At 36.6% G+C, this 15,214-nt stretch carries 13 protein-coding genes; 8 read left to right on the top strand and 5 right to left on the bottom strand.

Going from position 1 to position 15,214, the window contains the following annotated elements; translation table 11 throughout:
• Nucleotides 1-814: 814 nt before the first annotated feature.
• From SOLCA_RS00165 to fabV, 6 genes are all read left to right on the top strand, one after another.
• On the top strand, nt 815-1,717 hold the full coding sequence (locus SOLCA_RS00165) for an outer membrane protein assembly factor BamD (RefSeq protein ID WP_014678425.1): 903 nt from the start codon (nt 815-817) through the stop codon (nt 1,715-1,717).
• A 15-nt stretch (nt 1,718-1,732) separates the two neighbouring features.
• Entirely contained in the window at nt 1,733-2,053 is a 321-nt protein-coding gene (locus tag SOLCA_RS00160) for a DNA-directed RNA polymerase subunit omega (protein ID WP_014678424.1), read from the top strand.
• A gap of 117 nt (nt 2,054-2,170) precedes the next feature.
• Nucleotides 2,171-3,373: a bifunctional phosphopantothenoylcysteine decarboxylase/phosphopantothenate--cysteine ligase CoaBC gene (gene coaBC / locus SOLCA_RS00155; protein WP_014678423.1), complete on the top strand. Its 1,203-nt coding sequence runs from the start codon at nt 2,171-2,173 to the stop codon at nt 3,371-3,373.
• Nucleotides 3,366-4,268: a type IX secretion system protein PorD gene (gene porD, locus SOLCA_RS00150; RefSeq protein WP_014678422.1), complete on the top strand. Its 903-nt coding sequence runs from the start codon at nt 3,366-3,368 to the stop codon at nt 4,266-4,268. Before coaBC ends, porD begins: the two co-directional genes overlap by 8 nt.
• 46 nt (nt 4,269-4,314) lie before the next feature.
• Nucleotides 4,315-5,982, top strand: coding sequence for a DNA repair protein RecN (recN, locus tag SOLCA_RS00145; RefSeq protein WP_014678421.1), 1,668 nt, complete (start codon nt 4,315-4,317; stop codon nt 5,980-5,982).
• A 56-nt stretch (nt 5,983-6,038) separates the two neighbouring features.
• A complete protein-coding gene (gene fabV, locus SOLCA_RS00140) occupies nt 6,039-7,229 on the top strand; it encodes an enoyl-ACP reductase FabV (RefSeq protein ID WP_014678420.1) in 1,191 nt (396 codons plus the stop codon).
• 58 nt (nt 7,230-7,287) lie between these two features.
• Here fabV and SOLCA_RS00135 read toward each other — a convergent pair whose 3' ends face one another.
• Nucleotides 7,288-8,697 carry a DUF4403 family protein gene (locus tag SOLCA_RS00135; RefSeq protein WP_014678419.1) on the bottom strand — a complete coding sequence of 470 codons (1,410 nt, stop codon included), beginning with the start codon at nt 8,695-8,697 and terminating at the stop codon, nt 7,288-7,290.
• A gap of 161 nt (nt 8,698-8,858) precedes the next feature.
• On the opposite strand from SOLCA_RS00135, the gene SOLCA_RS00130 reads away from it, so the two are divergent.
• Complete coding sequence (locus SOLCA_RS00130) at nt 8,859-9,677, top strand: enoyl-ACP reductase FabI (RefSeq protein WP_014678418.1); 819 nt, start codon at nt 8,859-8,861, stop codon at nt 9,675-9,677.
• A 65-nt stretch (nt 9,678-9,742) separates the two neighbouring features.
• Here SOLCA_RS00130 and SOLCA_RS00125 read toward each other — a convergent pair whose 3' ends face one another.
• Both SOLCA_RS00125 and SOLCA_RS00120 read right to left on the bottom strand, forming a co-directional pair.
• Nucleotides 9,743-10,387: a DUF922 domain-containing protein gene (locus SOLCA_RS00125; RefSeq protein WP_014678417.1), complete on the bottom strand. Its 645-nt coding sequence runs from the start codon at nt 10,385-10,387 to the stop codon at nt 9,743-9,745.
• A 66-nt stretch (nt 10,388-10,453) separates the two neighbouring features.
• The gene (locus tag SOLCA_RS00120) at nt 10,454-11,104 is read right to left on the bottom strand and encodes a DUF922 domain-containing protein (RefSeq protein WP_014678416.1); all 651 of its coding nucleotides are present in this window, start codon (nt 11,102-11,104) and stop codon (nt 10,454-10,456) included.
• A gap of 62 nt (nt 11,105-11,166) precedes the next feature.
• Here SOLCA_RS00120 and SOLCA_RS00115 point away from each other — a divergent pair, with 62 nt between their 5' ends.
• Nucleotides 11,167-11,754 carry a TlpA family protein disulfide reductase gene (locus SOLCA_RS00115; protein WP_157604474.1) on the top strand — a complete coding sequence of 196 codons (588 nt, stop codon included), beginning with the start codon at nt 11,167-11,169 and terminating at the stop codon, nt 11,752-11,754.
• 31 nt (nt 11,755-11,785) lie between these two features.
• Here SOLCA_RS00115 and SOLCA_RS00110 read toward each other — a convergent pair whose 3' ends face one another.
• Nucleotides 11,786-12,298 carry a hypothetical protein gene (locus SOLCA_RS00110; RefSeq protein WP_014678415.1) on the bottom strand — a complete coding sequence of 171 codons (513 nt, stop codon included), beginning with the start codon at nt 12,296-12,298 and terminating at the stop codon, nt 11,786-11,788.
• A 203-nt stretch (nt 12,299-12,501) separates the two neighbouring features.
• Nucleotides 12,502-15,039: an ATP-dependent Clp protease ATP-binding subunit gene (locus SOLCA_RS00105; RefSeq protein WP_014678414.1), complete on the bottom strand. Its 2,538-nt coding sequence runs from the start codon at nt 15,037-15,039 to the stop codon at nt 12,502-12,504.
• Nucleotides 15,040-15,214: the final 175 nt, after the last annotated feature.

The raw sequence follows: 15,214 nt of genomic DNA, 5'->3' as shown, positions 1-15,214 counted from the left end.
TTTGCCTTTTCAAGCTCCTTTACCCTCTTTTCAATGTTTTCTCTCCCTCTCTAGCGGGCTGCAAAGGTAACACTCTTTTTCACTTCTCCAAAAAGTTTTTTAACTTTTTCTCCTCCCTCTCTTTCCCTTTGTCCAGGCTCCGTTTCTTGCGAAACTTCCGCCCCTTACACCCTTTCAACCTTGCCCCGTACCATCCGTTTCGGGAGTGCAAAAGTAGAAAAATTCATCCGCCCGCCAAACTATTTCTAAACTATTTTTACCACCTTTTACTAACTGCCTGATAAACTGTACTAAAAAGTTTAATTCCACCTCATCCCCCACCCTGCTCCTCAAGGAGAAGGGAGAGCACCCCTGGGTCATTTAGTGCTTTTTCGAGCAAAAACATTTCAAAACGTATCAAAACAATAATACTACAACACTTGCAAGAGATCAGCTCTACTTTGACGGGTGTAATTATAAGGTTCCCTTTTTGTCATACTGTATATATAATATAGTAGTTGAGCAGAATAGCCCGAGTTATCCTGAATGCTTATATTATAAGGTATACTATGTTATATAATAAATATCCAGCAGGCCTTATAGTATATGATACAGTGTTAATGGCAGCCTTATTATTATAACACATTATAATCCCGCCCATATAGCAAGCTATATTTAACTTATCATTATGTATAAAAGGATTTTTTCTGCTTCAAATAAGAAATAACATGAGTTAACGTTTATGTATTGCAACTCCAATAGTTAATGGAAAAAAGCATTAGGATAACTTATTTAACCAATTGATATAAATAAAATTAAAATCTATCTTTGCAGGATGTTCAAAACTGAATCAATTAAGCGTTTATACATATTAGGAGCAGTGTCTCTTGTTTTGCTGGGCGGTTGTAAGAGTAACTTCGAGAAACTGAAAGAGAGTGGAGATAACCTCCAGAAGTACGAAAAAGCTGTCGAGTACTTTAATAAAGGTCGTGATTTAATAAAAAACAAAAAAGGGGGAAGTTTTACTTACTTCCAACGTGCACATGATTTGTACGAATCACTTTTGATTCCTTATAGAGGTACTGCAAAAGCCGAAGATGTTGCATACGGTATGGCTTATAGTACTTACTACCTTGGAGCAGACCTGTTGGAGGCCCGTTTTCAATTCAAAACATTAGCGGATGAATTCCCTGGAGGAAAATATGCTGAAGAAGCACGCTTTATGGCGGCTAAATGTTTATATGAAGAATCTCCTACTGCCTATTCGTTAGATCAAAGTAATACCTACAAAGCCTTAGAGGCAATTCAATTGTTTGTAGAGTTATACCCTGAAAGCAAAAAGATTTCAGAATGTAATAAAATGATTGATGCATTAAGAAATAAACTAGAAACTAAGTCGTTTCAAAATGCTAAATTGTATTTAACTATTGGTGATTATAAATCAGCGGTTATTTCGCTTAGAAATTCATTAAGAGATTTTCCAGACACCCCTTACCGCGAGGAAATTGAATTCTTAGTTATCAAGAGCAACTACTTATACGCAAAAAACAGTTTTGAAAGTAAACAAGAAGAACGCTACAATATTACAGTAGATTCATATAATTCTTTTGTTGAGACATTCCCTGAAAGTCGTTTCATGAAAGAAGCAAAACAATACAATAATGCTTCGCTTAAACAATTAGAAACTATTACTAAACGTCAGCAAGCAGAAGAAAATAAACAAGTAAATAATCAATAATTTAGAATATACGGTATGTCTAATTTAAAAAGCAATGTTCCAAATTCGACCGTTACTCGTGACGTGAGAATGCTTGATAAGGAAACTGATAACATTTACGAAAGTGTTGTAGTCATTGCCAAAAGAGCTAATCAAATTGCATCGGCATTGAAAGAGGAGTTGGGTAACAAGTTATCTGAATTTGCAACTTCTAACGACAATCTGGAGGAAGTATTTGAAAACAGAGAGCAAATTGAAATCTCTAAACATTATGAGCGTCTTCCAAAACCAACGCTTATTGCTACTCAGGAATTTCTTGAAAACAAAGTTTACTTTAGAAATCCTACTAAAGAATAATACTAAAACAGGCTGCAATTATCTTGCAGCCTGCTTTGTTTAATTGTATTAACCCTCCTCTTATAATCGTTCCATATATTCTTTGTAAGAATGCTTTTTTTGACGCATTTTTGATGAATGCTATCGTCTAAGAAAATATTAGTTGGTATTTGCGGCAGTATCGCTTCGTATAAATCGGCGGAACTGGTGCGCTTATTTATTAAGGCAGGTGCTGATGTTAAAGTTATAATGACTAAAAGTGCTGGTGACTTCATTACCCCTTTAACATTATCAACTCTATCCAAAAATCCTGTAAACATTGAGTTTGTTAAGAATAAAGAAGGTGAATGGACTAATCATGTTGAATTGGGGTTATGGGCAGATGCATTTGTTATTGCTCCTGCCAGTGCCAATTCAATAGCAAAATTTGCAAATGGCATTTGTGACAATCTTCTTAGCGCTGTTTATCTTTCAGCTAAATGTCCTGTTTACTTTGCACCCGCAATGGATTTGGATATGTGGAGACATCCATCAACACAAAAAAACATTGGTAAACTACTTTCATACGGTAATACTTTAATAAAACCCACGCATGGAGAACTAGCCAGTGGTTTGATAGGCGAAGGAAGAATGGCCGAGCCTGAAGATATTTTTGATTTTATCAACTCAGTGATCACTGCTCAAAAGCCATTAAATGGCAAAAATGTATTAGTTACAGCCGGGCCAACCTATGAAGCGATTGATCCTGTACGTTTTATTGGCAATCATTCAAGTGGCAAAATGGGTTATGCACTTGCAGAAACGCTGGCAGAGCATGGAGCACATGTTACATTGGTTAGCGGCCCTACTCATCTCAAGACTCTCCACAAGAATATTCAAGTAATAGCTGTAACCTCTGCTAAAGAAATGTTTGATAACTGTGTAAAAGTGTTTCCGTCGGTTGACCTAGCTATAATGAGCGCTGCAGTTGCTGATTATACTCCGGTTGAAGTTGCAACGCAAAAGATCAAGAAAACAGAACAAGAGTTCTCAATCGAGCTAACTAAAACCAGAGATATTTTAGCAGAGCTGGGAAAAATAAAAGGCCCGAAACAGTTATTGGTCGGTTTTGCACTTGAAACTAACAATGAATTGGAGCATGCTAAAGGAAAGCTGGAAAAAAAGAACTTGGACTTTATTGTTCTTAATTCGTTGAATGATAATGGAGCCGGGTTTCAGGGTGACACCAATAAAATAACGATCCTGGATAATAAAGGTCATACTGAAGTTTTTGAGCTAAAAACAAAAACAGAAGTTGCTCATGATATTGTAAATAAAATTCTATCCTTATTACATGCTTAAAAAGGTTTTTTTGGCGATTTTAGGCGTTTCAATAACGCTTTCTTCCTTTGGACAAGATCTTAATTGCCGGGTTTCGGTGGTATTTGCAAAAGTCTCAACACAAGACACTCGCATATTCCAGACTCTTGAAACGCAGATCACCAATTTTATTAATGGTAAAAAGTGGTCAAACGATAATATTCAGCCCCAGGAACGTATAGAAGCAAGCATTATTATTACTGTTAATCAGTGGGACGGAAGTTCACAGTTTGATGCTAGTGCACAGATTCAATCTTCACGACCTGTATTTGGAACGTCTTATAATACACCGGTTTTAAATATTCAGGACAGAGATTGGAAGTTCACCTACTCAGAGTTGGAAACATTGGAATACAATGAAAACTCACCTGAGAATAGCAATCTTGCCATGTTGCTGGCCTTTTATGCTAATATTATCGTAGGTCTTGATTATGATACGTTTACACCGGAAGGAGGAACTCCTTATTTCACAAAGGCACAGAACGTTGTAAATCAGGCTCAGAATTCTATTTTCCCAGGCTGGAAAGCTTATGAGAATAATACAAATCGTTATTGGTTAGCCGAGAACTTACTAAATAGCATATTTAAACCTGTTAGAGATATGAGCTATATCTACCACAGAAAAGGTTTAGATACTTTCAATGCAAATATTGATAAGGGTAGAAGTGATTTACTGAATTCTCTACTATTACTAGAACGTCCCTATCGTGATAAACCAACAGCCTTTATATTCCTGACGTTCTTCACAGCCAAGAATGAGGAGATTTCTCAAGTTTTGCAAAAGGCAGATCCTACACAAAAAGCAAAGATTTTGGCTGTTTTAAAAAACGTTGACCCATCAAATTATGGGAAATATGAACAAGGTTCCAAAAATTAGACAGCATTTTTTACCTTAGCCATTTAAAAATCAGAGGAGCTCTTTTGTGATAAACCGCCTTTCCATACGTAATTACGCAATTATTGACAAACTTGATATTGAGTTTTCAGATCATCTTTCCATCATTACGGGAGAAACCGGGGCTGGAAAGTCGATTATCTTGGGTGCGCTCGGTCTTATTTTAGGAGAGCGTGCTGACTCAAAATCACTTTTTAAAGAAGATCAGAAATGTGTACTTGAAGGAACCTTCAATATCAGCAAGTATAATTTAGAGGCCTTTTTCAGAGATAATGATATTGACTATAGTAATCATACCATTGTTAGAAGAGAAATTACTGTCGATGGAAGGTCACGTGCATTCGTAAATGATACACCGGTTAATTTATCCTTATTAAAAGAATTAGGAGAACAGCTGATTGACATTCACTCTCAACACCAGACATTGCAAATAAACAATCAGAATTTTCAGCTTCAGGTTGTTGATGGTTTCGCTCAACATACGGAAGAAGTTGAATCATATAAAACAAGATTTCGCGCTTATAAAAAACTGCAACAAAAACTTTCTGATCTAATTACGCAGAGTAAGGAGGGTAAAGCTGAAATTGATTATTTGCAGTTTCAATTTAACGAATTAGCTGAGGCCAAATTAATTAATGGAGAACAGGAAGAGTTAGAAAAAGAACAGCAACTCCTTTCTCATGCATCAGAAATTAAAAGCAGTTTAGCTGGGGCTTTTTACCTTCTAAATGAAGGAGAAACTCCAATACTCTCTCAATTGAAAGATGCAATTCATGTTATCTCGACATTAGAAAAATATAACACTTCTATTGCTACCATAGCTGATCGTTTGCGCAGTACACAGATTGAACTGAAAGATGTGGCGACTGAGATTGAAACAATGGCAGATCGTACCAGTATAGATCCGGAGCGTTTAGAATTAGTGAATGCACGCGTTGATCTTATTTTCAGATTACAGCAAAAACATCGATTATCATCCATTGCTGAGCTAATTGATCTTCAACAATCATTAAATACAAAGCTTAACAGCTTTAGTGATCTGGATGAAGAAATTGCAACTCTTTCCGCTAAAATTGAGGAAGAGTACTCCATTCTGCTTTCAGTTGCTAAGAAATTATCTGCACAACGTAGTAAAGCAATTGCAGATGTGGAAGGCCAGGTAGTTGAATTATTAAAAGAGTTGGGATTAACTAGTGCAGTTTTTGCAGTGGAGAACACCATTCTTAACGATGATCAGTTAACTGTAACAGGTCTGGATCAAATCAAGTTTTTGTTTTCAGCAAACCAAGGCTTCAAACCACAAGACTTGAGCAAAGTTGCTTCCGGTGGAGAGCTATCGCGTTTAATGCTGGCAATAAAAGGTCTTTCTGCTAAATACAATGCATTACCAACAATTGTATTCGATGAAATTGATACAGGAGTGTCGGGAGAAATTGCTCGTAAAGTTGGAAATGTAATGCATAAATATGCAGAAAACATGCAAGTGATTACTATTACTCACTTGCCACAGATAGCATGCAAAGGTCAGTCACACTTCTTTGTTTACAAAGAGAATAGAGATGGGCAAACATCTACCAGTATTAAAAAGCTAACTACGGATGAACGCATTAAGGAAATTGCCATGATGCTAAGTGGTGAAAATCCTGGAGAAAGTGCAATTCTTAATGCCAAGGAGCTTTTGTTACAAGCCAATTAATCATAGCGGGAAATAATTAGTGTATTTCCGCTGAATCTTAAAACTTACACGAAGACATGATAATTGAACCAAAAATGAGAGGATTTATTTGTTTAACAGCACATCCTATAGGCTGTGAGCAAAACATAATAAATCAAATCAACTATGTAAAATCCAAAGGTCAGATCGAAGGGTCGAAAAAAGTATTAGTAATCGGAGCATCTACAGGTTTCGGCTTAGCGTCGAGAATTACCGCTGCATTCGGTTCTAATGCGGCAACCGTTGGTGTTTATTTTGAAAAACCTCCGCAGGAAGGAAAAACAGCATCACCCGGATGGTATAATACCGCAGCTTTTGAAGATCAGGCTCACAAAGCTGGTTTATATGCAAAAAGCATTAATGGGGACGCCTTTTCGGACGAAATAAAACAAAAAACTATTGAATTAATTAAAGCCGACTTAGGCCAGATTGATCTAATTATTTACAGTTTAGCTTCGCCTGTAAGAACTAATCCAAAAACAGGAGTTACTCACCGATCAGTATTAAAACCAATCGGACAGCCTTTTAGCAACAAAACGGTTGACTTTCATACTGGTGTAGTATCCGATATTACCATACAGCCATGTGCAGATGATGATATTGAAAACACAGTTGCTGTTATGGGCGGTGAAGACTGGGAAATGTGGATTGATGAGTTAAAATCGGCCGGTGTACTTGCTCCAGGTGCAACTACCGTTGCCTACTCCTATATTGGCCCGGAACTTACGGAAGCTGTTTATCGTAAAGGAACTATCGGAAAAGCCAAAGATCATTTGGAAGCAACTGCATTTACGATTGCTGATAAGTTAAAAGATATTAACGGTAATGCTTTTGTTTCAGTGAACAAAGCATTAGTTACGCAAGCAAGTTCAGCTATTCCGGTTATTCCATTATACATTTCATTACTATATAAAGTAATGAAGGAAGATAATATTCATGAAGGTTGTATTGAGCAAATTCAGCGTCTGTTTCAACAGCGTTTGTTTAATGGTAGCTCCATTCCAACGGACGAAAAAGGAAGAATTCGTATTGACGACTGGGAAATGCGTCCAGACGTTCAGGCTAAAGTAGCAGAGTTATGGAAACAAGCGACTACAGAAAGTCTTTCTGAAATTGGTGACTTAGCTGGATACAAAACAGATTTCCTAAACTTATTTGGGTTTGATGTGGCTAATGTTGATTATAACGCTGATGTAAACGAAATGGTAGAAATACCAGGTTTAGTTTAAACAGAGGTAGCTTTTATAGAAAAAAAGGCTCATGTGAATAACATGAGCCTTTTTTATCTTACATCCCCTCAATCTTTATGGCCATATTACCTTTTGCCACTACGGTTGCTACAATTGCATTTTCTGTTAAATAAGTTTTATCCGGACTGATATCATTGATCTTCCCTTTAACAAAGACTCCCTTTGAAATTTGATAGTTGTTTAGATATGACTGCGCTTTTTGCATTGATTCTTTCATTTGATCGGCAATTGAAAATTTAGCCTGGTTCTCAATCATTTTTGTAAACGTACCATGTGCTAACCAGTCTGCAGCCTTTGCCAGTTTATTCTTGGTATCCAATTCAAAGCTTACTTGTTGTAAACTTATTTGCTGCGTTTTAGGGTCATAAAATGGCACACCTGTAAGGTATACAGTAGCATTTAATGAACCTGACAGCGTCAACGCAGTTATTAGCTTTCCATTATTACCCCAAAGATCGATTTGCTCCACTTTGATTTTCTTTTTCCCATTCTGAAACTCAAAAACCTTTCCGCCAATACTTTGTTGCAGCAATTTAACAGCATTCGGATAAGTAACAAATGAAACAACATTGATATTGAAGTCATCGTTTATTTTTGGAACATTATACATCTCGGGTTCAAACTTGGTTGTCTTAACCTCCGGCTTTTGACCGATGGCCGTCTCAATGTATGTTTTAAGTCCCAACCCAATTTTCAATTGTTTATTTGCAACGTTAGGCTGTGTAGCATAAAACGATTGTGGCTCAAAATTAATCCAGGTATTATATTCTTTGGACACCTCCATTGGCGTAGTCAACTTTTTTAAGGCATCCACTATTTGAGGTTTGAAGTCGACATTCTTTTCAACTTGAGCATCTACCATCTTAGCTATCCGATCCTTAAACATACTTATTGCCGGATTGGCCAAATAGGTTACAGGCACATCTTTCCCCATTATTTTTACGGTGGGTGATTCTAACCAATCAATAGAATTGATTACAGTAGTACTCGACATTTTCCAGTTGTTTACATTCAACTTGGAGGTTAAGTTAATTTTTGCAGCAAACTGTACTTCCCTGAAATCGGAAAGCTTTACTCCATACTTCTCAACTTCCCAACCAACATTTGCCCAAATTTTAATCGGCAGGATAATATTGAATTGATTGCCATTTCCGTTAAACTGAATATCCCCTACCTTCCAGACCTTCAACATAACATTATCCTTATTGTTATTTTCAAATGAATTATCCTCATATAACAAACCTGTTAGTTGCTTGTTAATCTGGGTTTGAATTTCCTTAAGCGACATTTCAACCGGCAACTGGATGGTTGAAAGCTCTTTGGTATAAATAACCTTTGTGTTTGAGTAATCTGCAACTGGTTTAATAGGTTTAATTGCAGTTGCACAGGACGTAAAGAATATAGCAAGTGAAAGAAAAAATATGCTATTATTAAATTTAAGATTCATAGACAATTAAAGAGATATAATACGGACACAAACTTATAAACAATACCTCACACTTAAAACAAAAAACCAATAAGCAGGCAATTATTCCGATTAAAATCACTGTTACACTTTACAAGAAAATAAACCTATTTTTGGCCCCAAACCATCAATAATTTTTATCAATGGCATATAACTTATTAAAAGGTAAACGCGGCATTATTACAGGCGCTTTAGATGAAAACTCCATCGCTTGGAAAGTTGCGGAAAAGGCACATGAAGAAGGTGCAACTTTTGTTTTAACTAATGCTCCAATTGCCATGCGCATGGGAGAAATAAACGTATTAGCTAAAAAAACCAACTCTCAAATTATTCCTGCCGATGCAACAAGCGTAGAAGAACTAACTAATCTTTTTACACAAGCTCAGGAAGTTTTAGGCGGTAAGATTGATTTCGTGCTTCATTCTATTGGAATGAGTGTAAATATTCGCAAGAACATTCCTTATACAGAATCCAACTATGATTATTTCCAAAAAGGAATTGATGTTTCGGCTTTGTCATTACATAAAATGCTTAGTGTTGCAAAAAAATTAGACGCAATCAACGAATGGGGTAGTGTTGTTGCACTTACTTATATGGCTGCTCAACGTACTTATCCATTCTACACGGATATGGCTGATATTAAAGCAATGTTAGAATCAATTGCCCGTAGTTTCGGATACCATTACGGATTAGAGAAAAAAGTTCGTATCAATACCGTATCGCAGTCTCCTACTAAAACTACGGCGGGTTCAGGAATTAAAGGTTTTGGCGATTTTTATGATTATGCAGATGCTATTGCTCCTTTAGGGAATGCTGACGCCGCCTCATGTGCTGATTATTGTATCACATTATTCTCCGACCTTACTCGTATGGTTACCATGCAGAACCTTTTCCATGATGGTGGTTATTCATCAACTGGAGTAAGTATGGAAGTTATGACCAAATTAGGCGTTGAGCAGTAGTGAATACCTAAAGATTTAACATAAACACATAGGCTTCATTAATGAAGCCTATGTGTTTATGTTTTCTATAAAAATTGTTCTAATTCCCCCTCTATCCAATCTTTCCATTCCTTTTGCTTACTCTTTATAAGGCCATGATTGGTTTCTGCATCATAATTATTTTGAATCACCTTTAACTGATTATAAAACTTGCGGTATTCCTGTTGTATAATTGCCGCGTAATTGTGATTCAAATCCATTTGTTGAAGGCTGGTAATAAAACGTTGAGCTATCAACATGGTGATATCAAAATGAAGCTGTTCATGAGCCAGTTCATAATCTTTCCTTGCATGTTGTTTCACCCACGACTTACTTTTAATAAAATAAACAGGAACTGTTAAGTTGATTATTGTGGTATATCCGTCAAAATCCTCTGACCAGTGCATTCCAAATCCGCTTCTGGTAATTGCAGCAAACCCGGAGTTACTGGATGGTCTTCCCGAAAAATCACTCCAAACCAACTTTTTTCCCTGAGAATAAAAAATACTATCAGAATACCTGGAGGAATTTCTTCGTTCTTTTATTTTAAGGATGTACTTCTCTCGAGGAGTAATTCCGTCATTAGATGCAAACTGTGCTGACGATTCAAATGAAATACTAAGTAAAATTAAGACTACTAATGATTTGCAAACATGTTTTGAGAAGCATGCAGCAAGTGAGATTTGGTTCATATTAAGGTTTTAATCGTATTCAAGATTAATTACAAAACTTAGCATACACAAATGGATCAAGCTATTTTACTGGTGAATCTCTTCCAACCAGTTTTTCACTAATGTCTGCCATCGCAATTGTTCTGATACTACAATTCCGTGTCGGGTTTCGTTATCATATCGCTCCTGCAAGCGGTTCATTTCCCTATAGGATTGCAAATATTGATATTGAATAATGCTATCGAAATCGGAGTCTAACTCTATTTCACGTAATCTTTTTTTTAAACGCTCGGTTATTAAATATGTTATATCAAAGTGCAGTTGTTCATGTGCTAATGCATAGTCGGACTTAGCATCAACCCGTACCCATGAATAGGATTGAATAAAATAAACATCCATAACAATGTTTATTATTGCCGTATCGCCTCTATATTTTACTTCTCCATTATAACCAAACCCTGTAAAAGCAGCAGCCGAGTAGGCACTTTCAGCTCTTGGTGTTCCTCTAAAATCATCCCATGTCAATTGATGCTGTTTTGAATAGTAAACAGTATCCTGTGAATTACCTTTCCGGTTTGAAACTGTAATTGTATAATGTTTAACATCTATTGCCTTTTTAATCTTATTCACCTGAGCATTAACCTGTTGCAAATCGAAGCCTGTGAGTTCAAAAACAATAATAATCAAGAAAAGAATGCCTTTAAATGGAATATTTCGAACGTTTTTTTCTAACAACATGATTAATGTGAATGAGTTACGGCAAAGTATTTGTACCGGAATGCAAAATAACGACCAAAATAATGAAGCTTATTTCCACTGTATTAAAGATTTTATTTCCGATCACTATTTTACTAGCTTGTGTTGTAGCTATATTTCTTTCAAGAAGCCTCCGTTTACAAAATACTGATCAAATTAAGTTTATTTCTCAAAGCGAAAAATTAAGCAGTATAAAAGAAATTGTAAATCTTCCTCCATTTAAAAACAAAGTAATAGTAGTTGACATTTGGTCAGTCACCTGTAGTCCTTGTCTTCAACAATTAAAAACTGCAACAAGTTTCAAGAAGCGTTTATCCACCAATGATGTAGTCTTTCTATACATTTCATATAACAACAAATTCAGAGTGGATAGACAGTTAAAATGGAAAGAAACAATTGAAAACAATAAACTAACGGGTTATCATCTGGAAGCTGATGCCGATCTATACACAAACATTTGGTCGGAAATCAATAAAGAGAAAGACGCTGGACAAGGTATTCCGCGCTATCTCATTGTTGATAAGAATGGAACAATAATAAATTTTAATGCAAGTGGACTGAGCAAGCCGGATGATTTTTACCAGGAAATCTTACAGGTTTTAAACAATACAGGCTCACTTTCAATGAAGTAAGCCTGCTCCTAATCGTTTATTATTATTTCAGTTAATTGACTTTGACAGATATACTTCTCTCTATCGGTTTTACAGTACTCATAACTGCATTATAGTTTTTCAAATCAACTCCTTTTGCTTTTAACAAAGCAATTTGTTCGGCATCTACTAAAACAACTTTAGCTTGCAAGAAACCTGGACGAGTCATTGCACCGCCTGACACGGTTTGAAAATCTAATTCAATTGAACCAGTGAATGTGGTGAAATTGTACGAGATTCCATCAAGTGTTTTAGGAAGCGCCTCAAATGGAGCAGCTGTTCCAAAAGCAATATAAACCAGAATTCCTCCATATTCATTAAAGCTTCCGGTTATTTCAGGAACGTTTAACGAAGTTGTATATCCGGAATTTCCTCCATATGGAGTCCAACTATTGGCAGCAACGTTATAAAGAATGCTACGTGCCGGTGTTGTATATACTTCGGTTACTTCTGTAACGTCCTGACAAGATGTTGTTACTCCTAATGTGAATAAAAGTAAACTAAGGGTGAGAGTAATTCTTTTCATAAAATTCTTATTTGTAAAAGAGATTAAAGAGCGGCAAATATCTGTTAAATCTTTATTAATAAGATGATGTGAGGTGGATTATGGTTGCATCTTATTTTTCAGCAATAAGATATTTACACTTTTCTCACTGATAACGAGAGTCTTATTTTTACAGTAGATGAAATATAAAAATTAACGCCTCCTGTTTAGGAGGCGTTAATTATTTAACTTAAGTTGTCTTCTTCTTTTTTCTTCCTTTTACGGGCTTCCTTTAGAACATTGATCTTAATTTCATTGGTTTCTTTATCAACACCAACTTCCATAACATCTCCATCCTGAAGTTCTCCTTTAAGAATTTCTTCCGCAATCGGATCTTCTAAGTGTTTCTGGATTGCACGATTCAACGGACGAGCGCCAAAATTTGGATCAAAGCCACGTTCAGCAATGTATTCTTTAGCGTCATCTGTTAATTGAACTGTGTATCCTAAACTTAGAATTCTGTCAAGTAGTGACTTTAATTCAATATCAATGATCTTGAAGATATCTTCTTTACTCAACGAGTTAAATACAATCACGTCATCAACACGATTCAAGAACTCAGGAGCGAAGGCACGTTTTAATGCAGTTTCAATTACATTGCGTGAATGATTTTCGACGTTAGCTGCTTTAGTTGCGGTGGTAAAACCAACGCCTTGTCCGAAATCCTTCAACTGACGAGCACCAATATTTGAAGTCATGATGATTACCGTATTACGGAAATCAACTTTCCGACCTAAGCTATCAGTCAACACACCTTCATCTAATACTTGTAACAAGATATTAAATACATCAGGATGTGCTTTTTCAATCTCGTCTAATAATACAACTGAATAAGGTTTGCGACGAACTTTCTCGGTTAACTGACCTCCTTCTTCGTAACCAACGTAGCCTGGAGGCGCTCCAACTAAACGAGACACAGCAAATTTTTCCATGTACTCGCTCATGTCGATCTGAATCAAAGAATCATCCGTATCAAACATGAATCTTGCAAGAGCTTTCGCCAATTCTGTTTTACCAACTCCGGTTGGGCCGAGGAAGATAAATGAACCAATTGGTTTCTTAGGATCTTTTAATCCTGCTCTTGTACGTTGAATTGCTTTCGTTAACTTTTTAATAGCTTCATCCTGACCAATGATTTTACCCTTAAGCTCATCACTCATGCCAAGTAGTTTTTGGCTATCAGCTTGACCAACACGTTGAACAGGAATACCTGTCATCATCGCAACCACTTCAGCTACATTATCTTCACTAACAACGTAGCGTTTGGTTTTGGTTTCAGCTTCCCATTCGGTTTTCGCTCTTTCAAGCTCTTCCAAAAGGTGTTTTTCAGTATCCCGAAGTTTAGCAGCCTCTTCGTATTTCTGGCTGCGAACAACACGATTTTTCTCTACCTTAATTTCTTCTATGCGTTGCTCAATATCAATGATATTCTGCGGAACATGAATATTAGTAAGGTGAACACGTGATCCTGCTTCATCCAATGCATCAATTGCCTTGTCTGGTAAGAAACGATCAGTGATATAACGGTTAGTAAGATTAACACAAGCATTAATCGCCTCAGGAGTATAATTTACACCATGGTGTTCTTCATATTTTTCCTTGATTCGATTTAAGATTTCAATTGTTTCATCAACTGTAGCTGGCTCTACCATTACTTTTTGGAAACGACGATCGAGTGCTCCGTCTTTTTCAATATACTGGCGGTACTCATCTAAAGTTGTAGCCCCAATACATTGAATTTCGCCACGTGCTAGTGCTGGTTTAAACATATTTGAAGCATCCAGTGAACCGGAAGCGCCACCTGCACCAACAATGGTATGAATCTCATCAATAAACAAGATTACATCAGGAGATTTTTCCAATTCATTCATTACTGCCTTCATACGCTCTTCAAATTGGCCGCGGTACTTAGTGCCTGCAACTAAAGAAGCAAGGTCAAGCGTAACCACCCGCTTATTGAATAATACGCGTGAAACTTTGCGTTGAACGATGCGTAATGCTAAACCTTCAGCAATTGCTGATTTACCAACTCCAGGTTCACCAATTAAAATCGGATTGTTTTTCTTACGACGTGAGAGGATTTGAGAAACGCGTTCGATTTCCTTTTCACGGCCCACAATCGGATCCAGTTTACCTTCTTCTGCAGCCTTTGTTAAATCACGACCAAAATTATCCAAAACAGGAGTTTTAGATTTTGAATCGCCGGTTTTCTTAGAACTGCCGAAACTTTCTTCTTCTCTATAGTTCTCTTCATCAGAAGAACTTTGAGGAGCCTCGCTTCTAATGCCACTAACATTAGCTTCAAGCTCAGCTTTAAATACTTCGTAGTTTACGTTAAACTGATTCAACACCTGAGAAGCGATATTATCTTCGTCTCTTAAGATTGACAACAACAGATGTTCAGTACCGATTACTTCACTCTTAAAAATTTTGGCTTCTAAGTAAGTAATTTTCAACACTTTCTCCGCCTGTTTTGTCAATGGGATATTGCCCAGATTAACTGTGGTACCCGAAGTACCTTTTACTGCGTCTTCAATGGTTTTACGCAACTTGTAGGTATCAATGCCCATCCCTTTCAGCAACTTGATGGCAATGCCATCACCCTCACGGATAAGTCCCAAAAGCAAATGTTCAGTGCCTATATAGTCGTGCCCTAATCGTAATGCCTCCTCGCGGCTGTACGAAATGACGTCTTTGACTCTCGGTGAAAATTTTGCTTCCATATAATAAGGAATATAGTGAATATTACTTAAAAACGCTTAAATGTATTAAATTGTTTATACAAGTCAATACTAAGTTTGGTGGTTTAGTATCGCGGTTAAATTCTGAAGTATTCTCCGCCCTGAGACTAATGTAATAACTATTAAATAATTTATAGCGATTATTTTATCAAGTTAT

This window comes from Solitalea canadensis DSM 3403 (assembly GCF_000242635.2).
Classification (GTDB): domain Bacteria; phylum Bacteroidota; class Bacteroidia; order Sphingobacteriales; family Sphingobacteriaceae; genus Solitalea; species Solitalea canadensis.
This window is presented reverse-complemented; position numbering and strand designations above follow the sequence as displayed.

What these genes read in the sequence shown, in the direction of transcription:
- SOLCA_RS00165 (WP_014678425.1), top strand. Translation starts at nt 815, where the DNA reads ATGTTCAAAACTGAATCAATTAAGCGTTTATACATATTAGGAGCAGTG.
- SOLCA_RS00160 (WP_014678424.1), top strand. Translation starts at nt 1,733, where the DNA reads ATGTCTAATTTAAAAAGCAATGTTCCAAATTCGACCGTTACTCGTGAC.
- coaBC (WP_014678423.1), top strand. Translation starts at nt 2,171, where the DNA reads ATGCTATCGTCTAAGAAAATATTAGTTGGTATTTGCGGCAGTATCGCT.
- porD (WP_014678422.1), top strand. Translation starts at nt 3,366, where the DNA reads ATGCTTAAAAAGGTTTTTTTGGCGATTTTAGGCGTTTCAATAACGCTT.
- fabV (WP_014678420.1), top strand. Translation starts at nt 6,039, where the DNA reads ATGATAATTGAACCAAAAATGAGAGGATTTATTTGTTTAACAGCACAT.
- SOLCA_RS00135 (WP_014678419.1), bottom strand. Translation starts at nt 8,697, where the DNA reads ATGAATCTTAAATTTAATAATAGCATATTTTTTCTTTCACTTGCTATA.
- SOLCA_RS00130 (WP_014678418.1), top strand. Translation starts at nt 8,859, where the DNA reads ATGGCATATAACTTATTAAAAGGTAAACGCGGCATTATTACAGGCGCT.
- SOLCA_RS00125 (WP_014678417.1), bottom strand. Translation starts at nt 10,387, where the DNA reads ATGAACCAAATCTCACTTGCTGCATGCTTCTCAAAACATGTTTGCAAA.
- SOLCA_RS00120 (WP_014678416.1), bottom strand. Translation starts at nt 11,104, where the DNA reads ATGTTGTTAGAAAAAAACGTTCGAAATATTCCATTTAAAGGCATTCTT.
- SOLCA_RS00115 (WP_157604474.1), top strand. Translation starts at nt 11,167, where the DNA reads ATGAAGCTTATTTCCACTGTATTAAAGATTTTATTTCCGATCACTATT.
- SOLCA_RS00110 (WP_014678415.1), bottom strand. Translation starts at nt 12,298, where the DNA reads ATGAAAAGAATTACTCTCACCCTTAGTTTACTTTTATTCACATTAGGA.
- SOLCA_RS00105 (WP_014678414.1), bottom strand. Translation starts at nt 15,039, where the DNA reads ATGGAAGCAAAATTTTCACCGAGAGTCAAAGACGTCATTTCGTACAGC.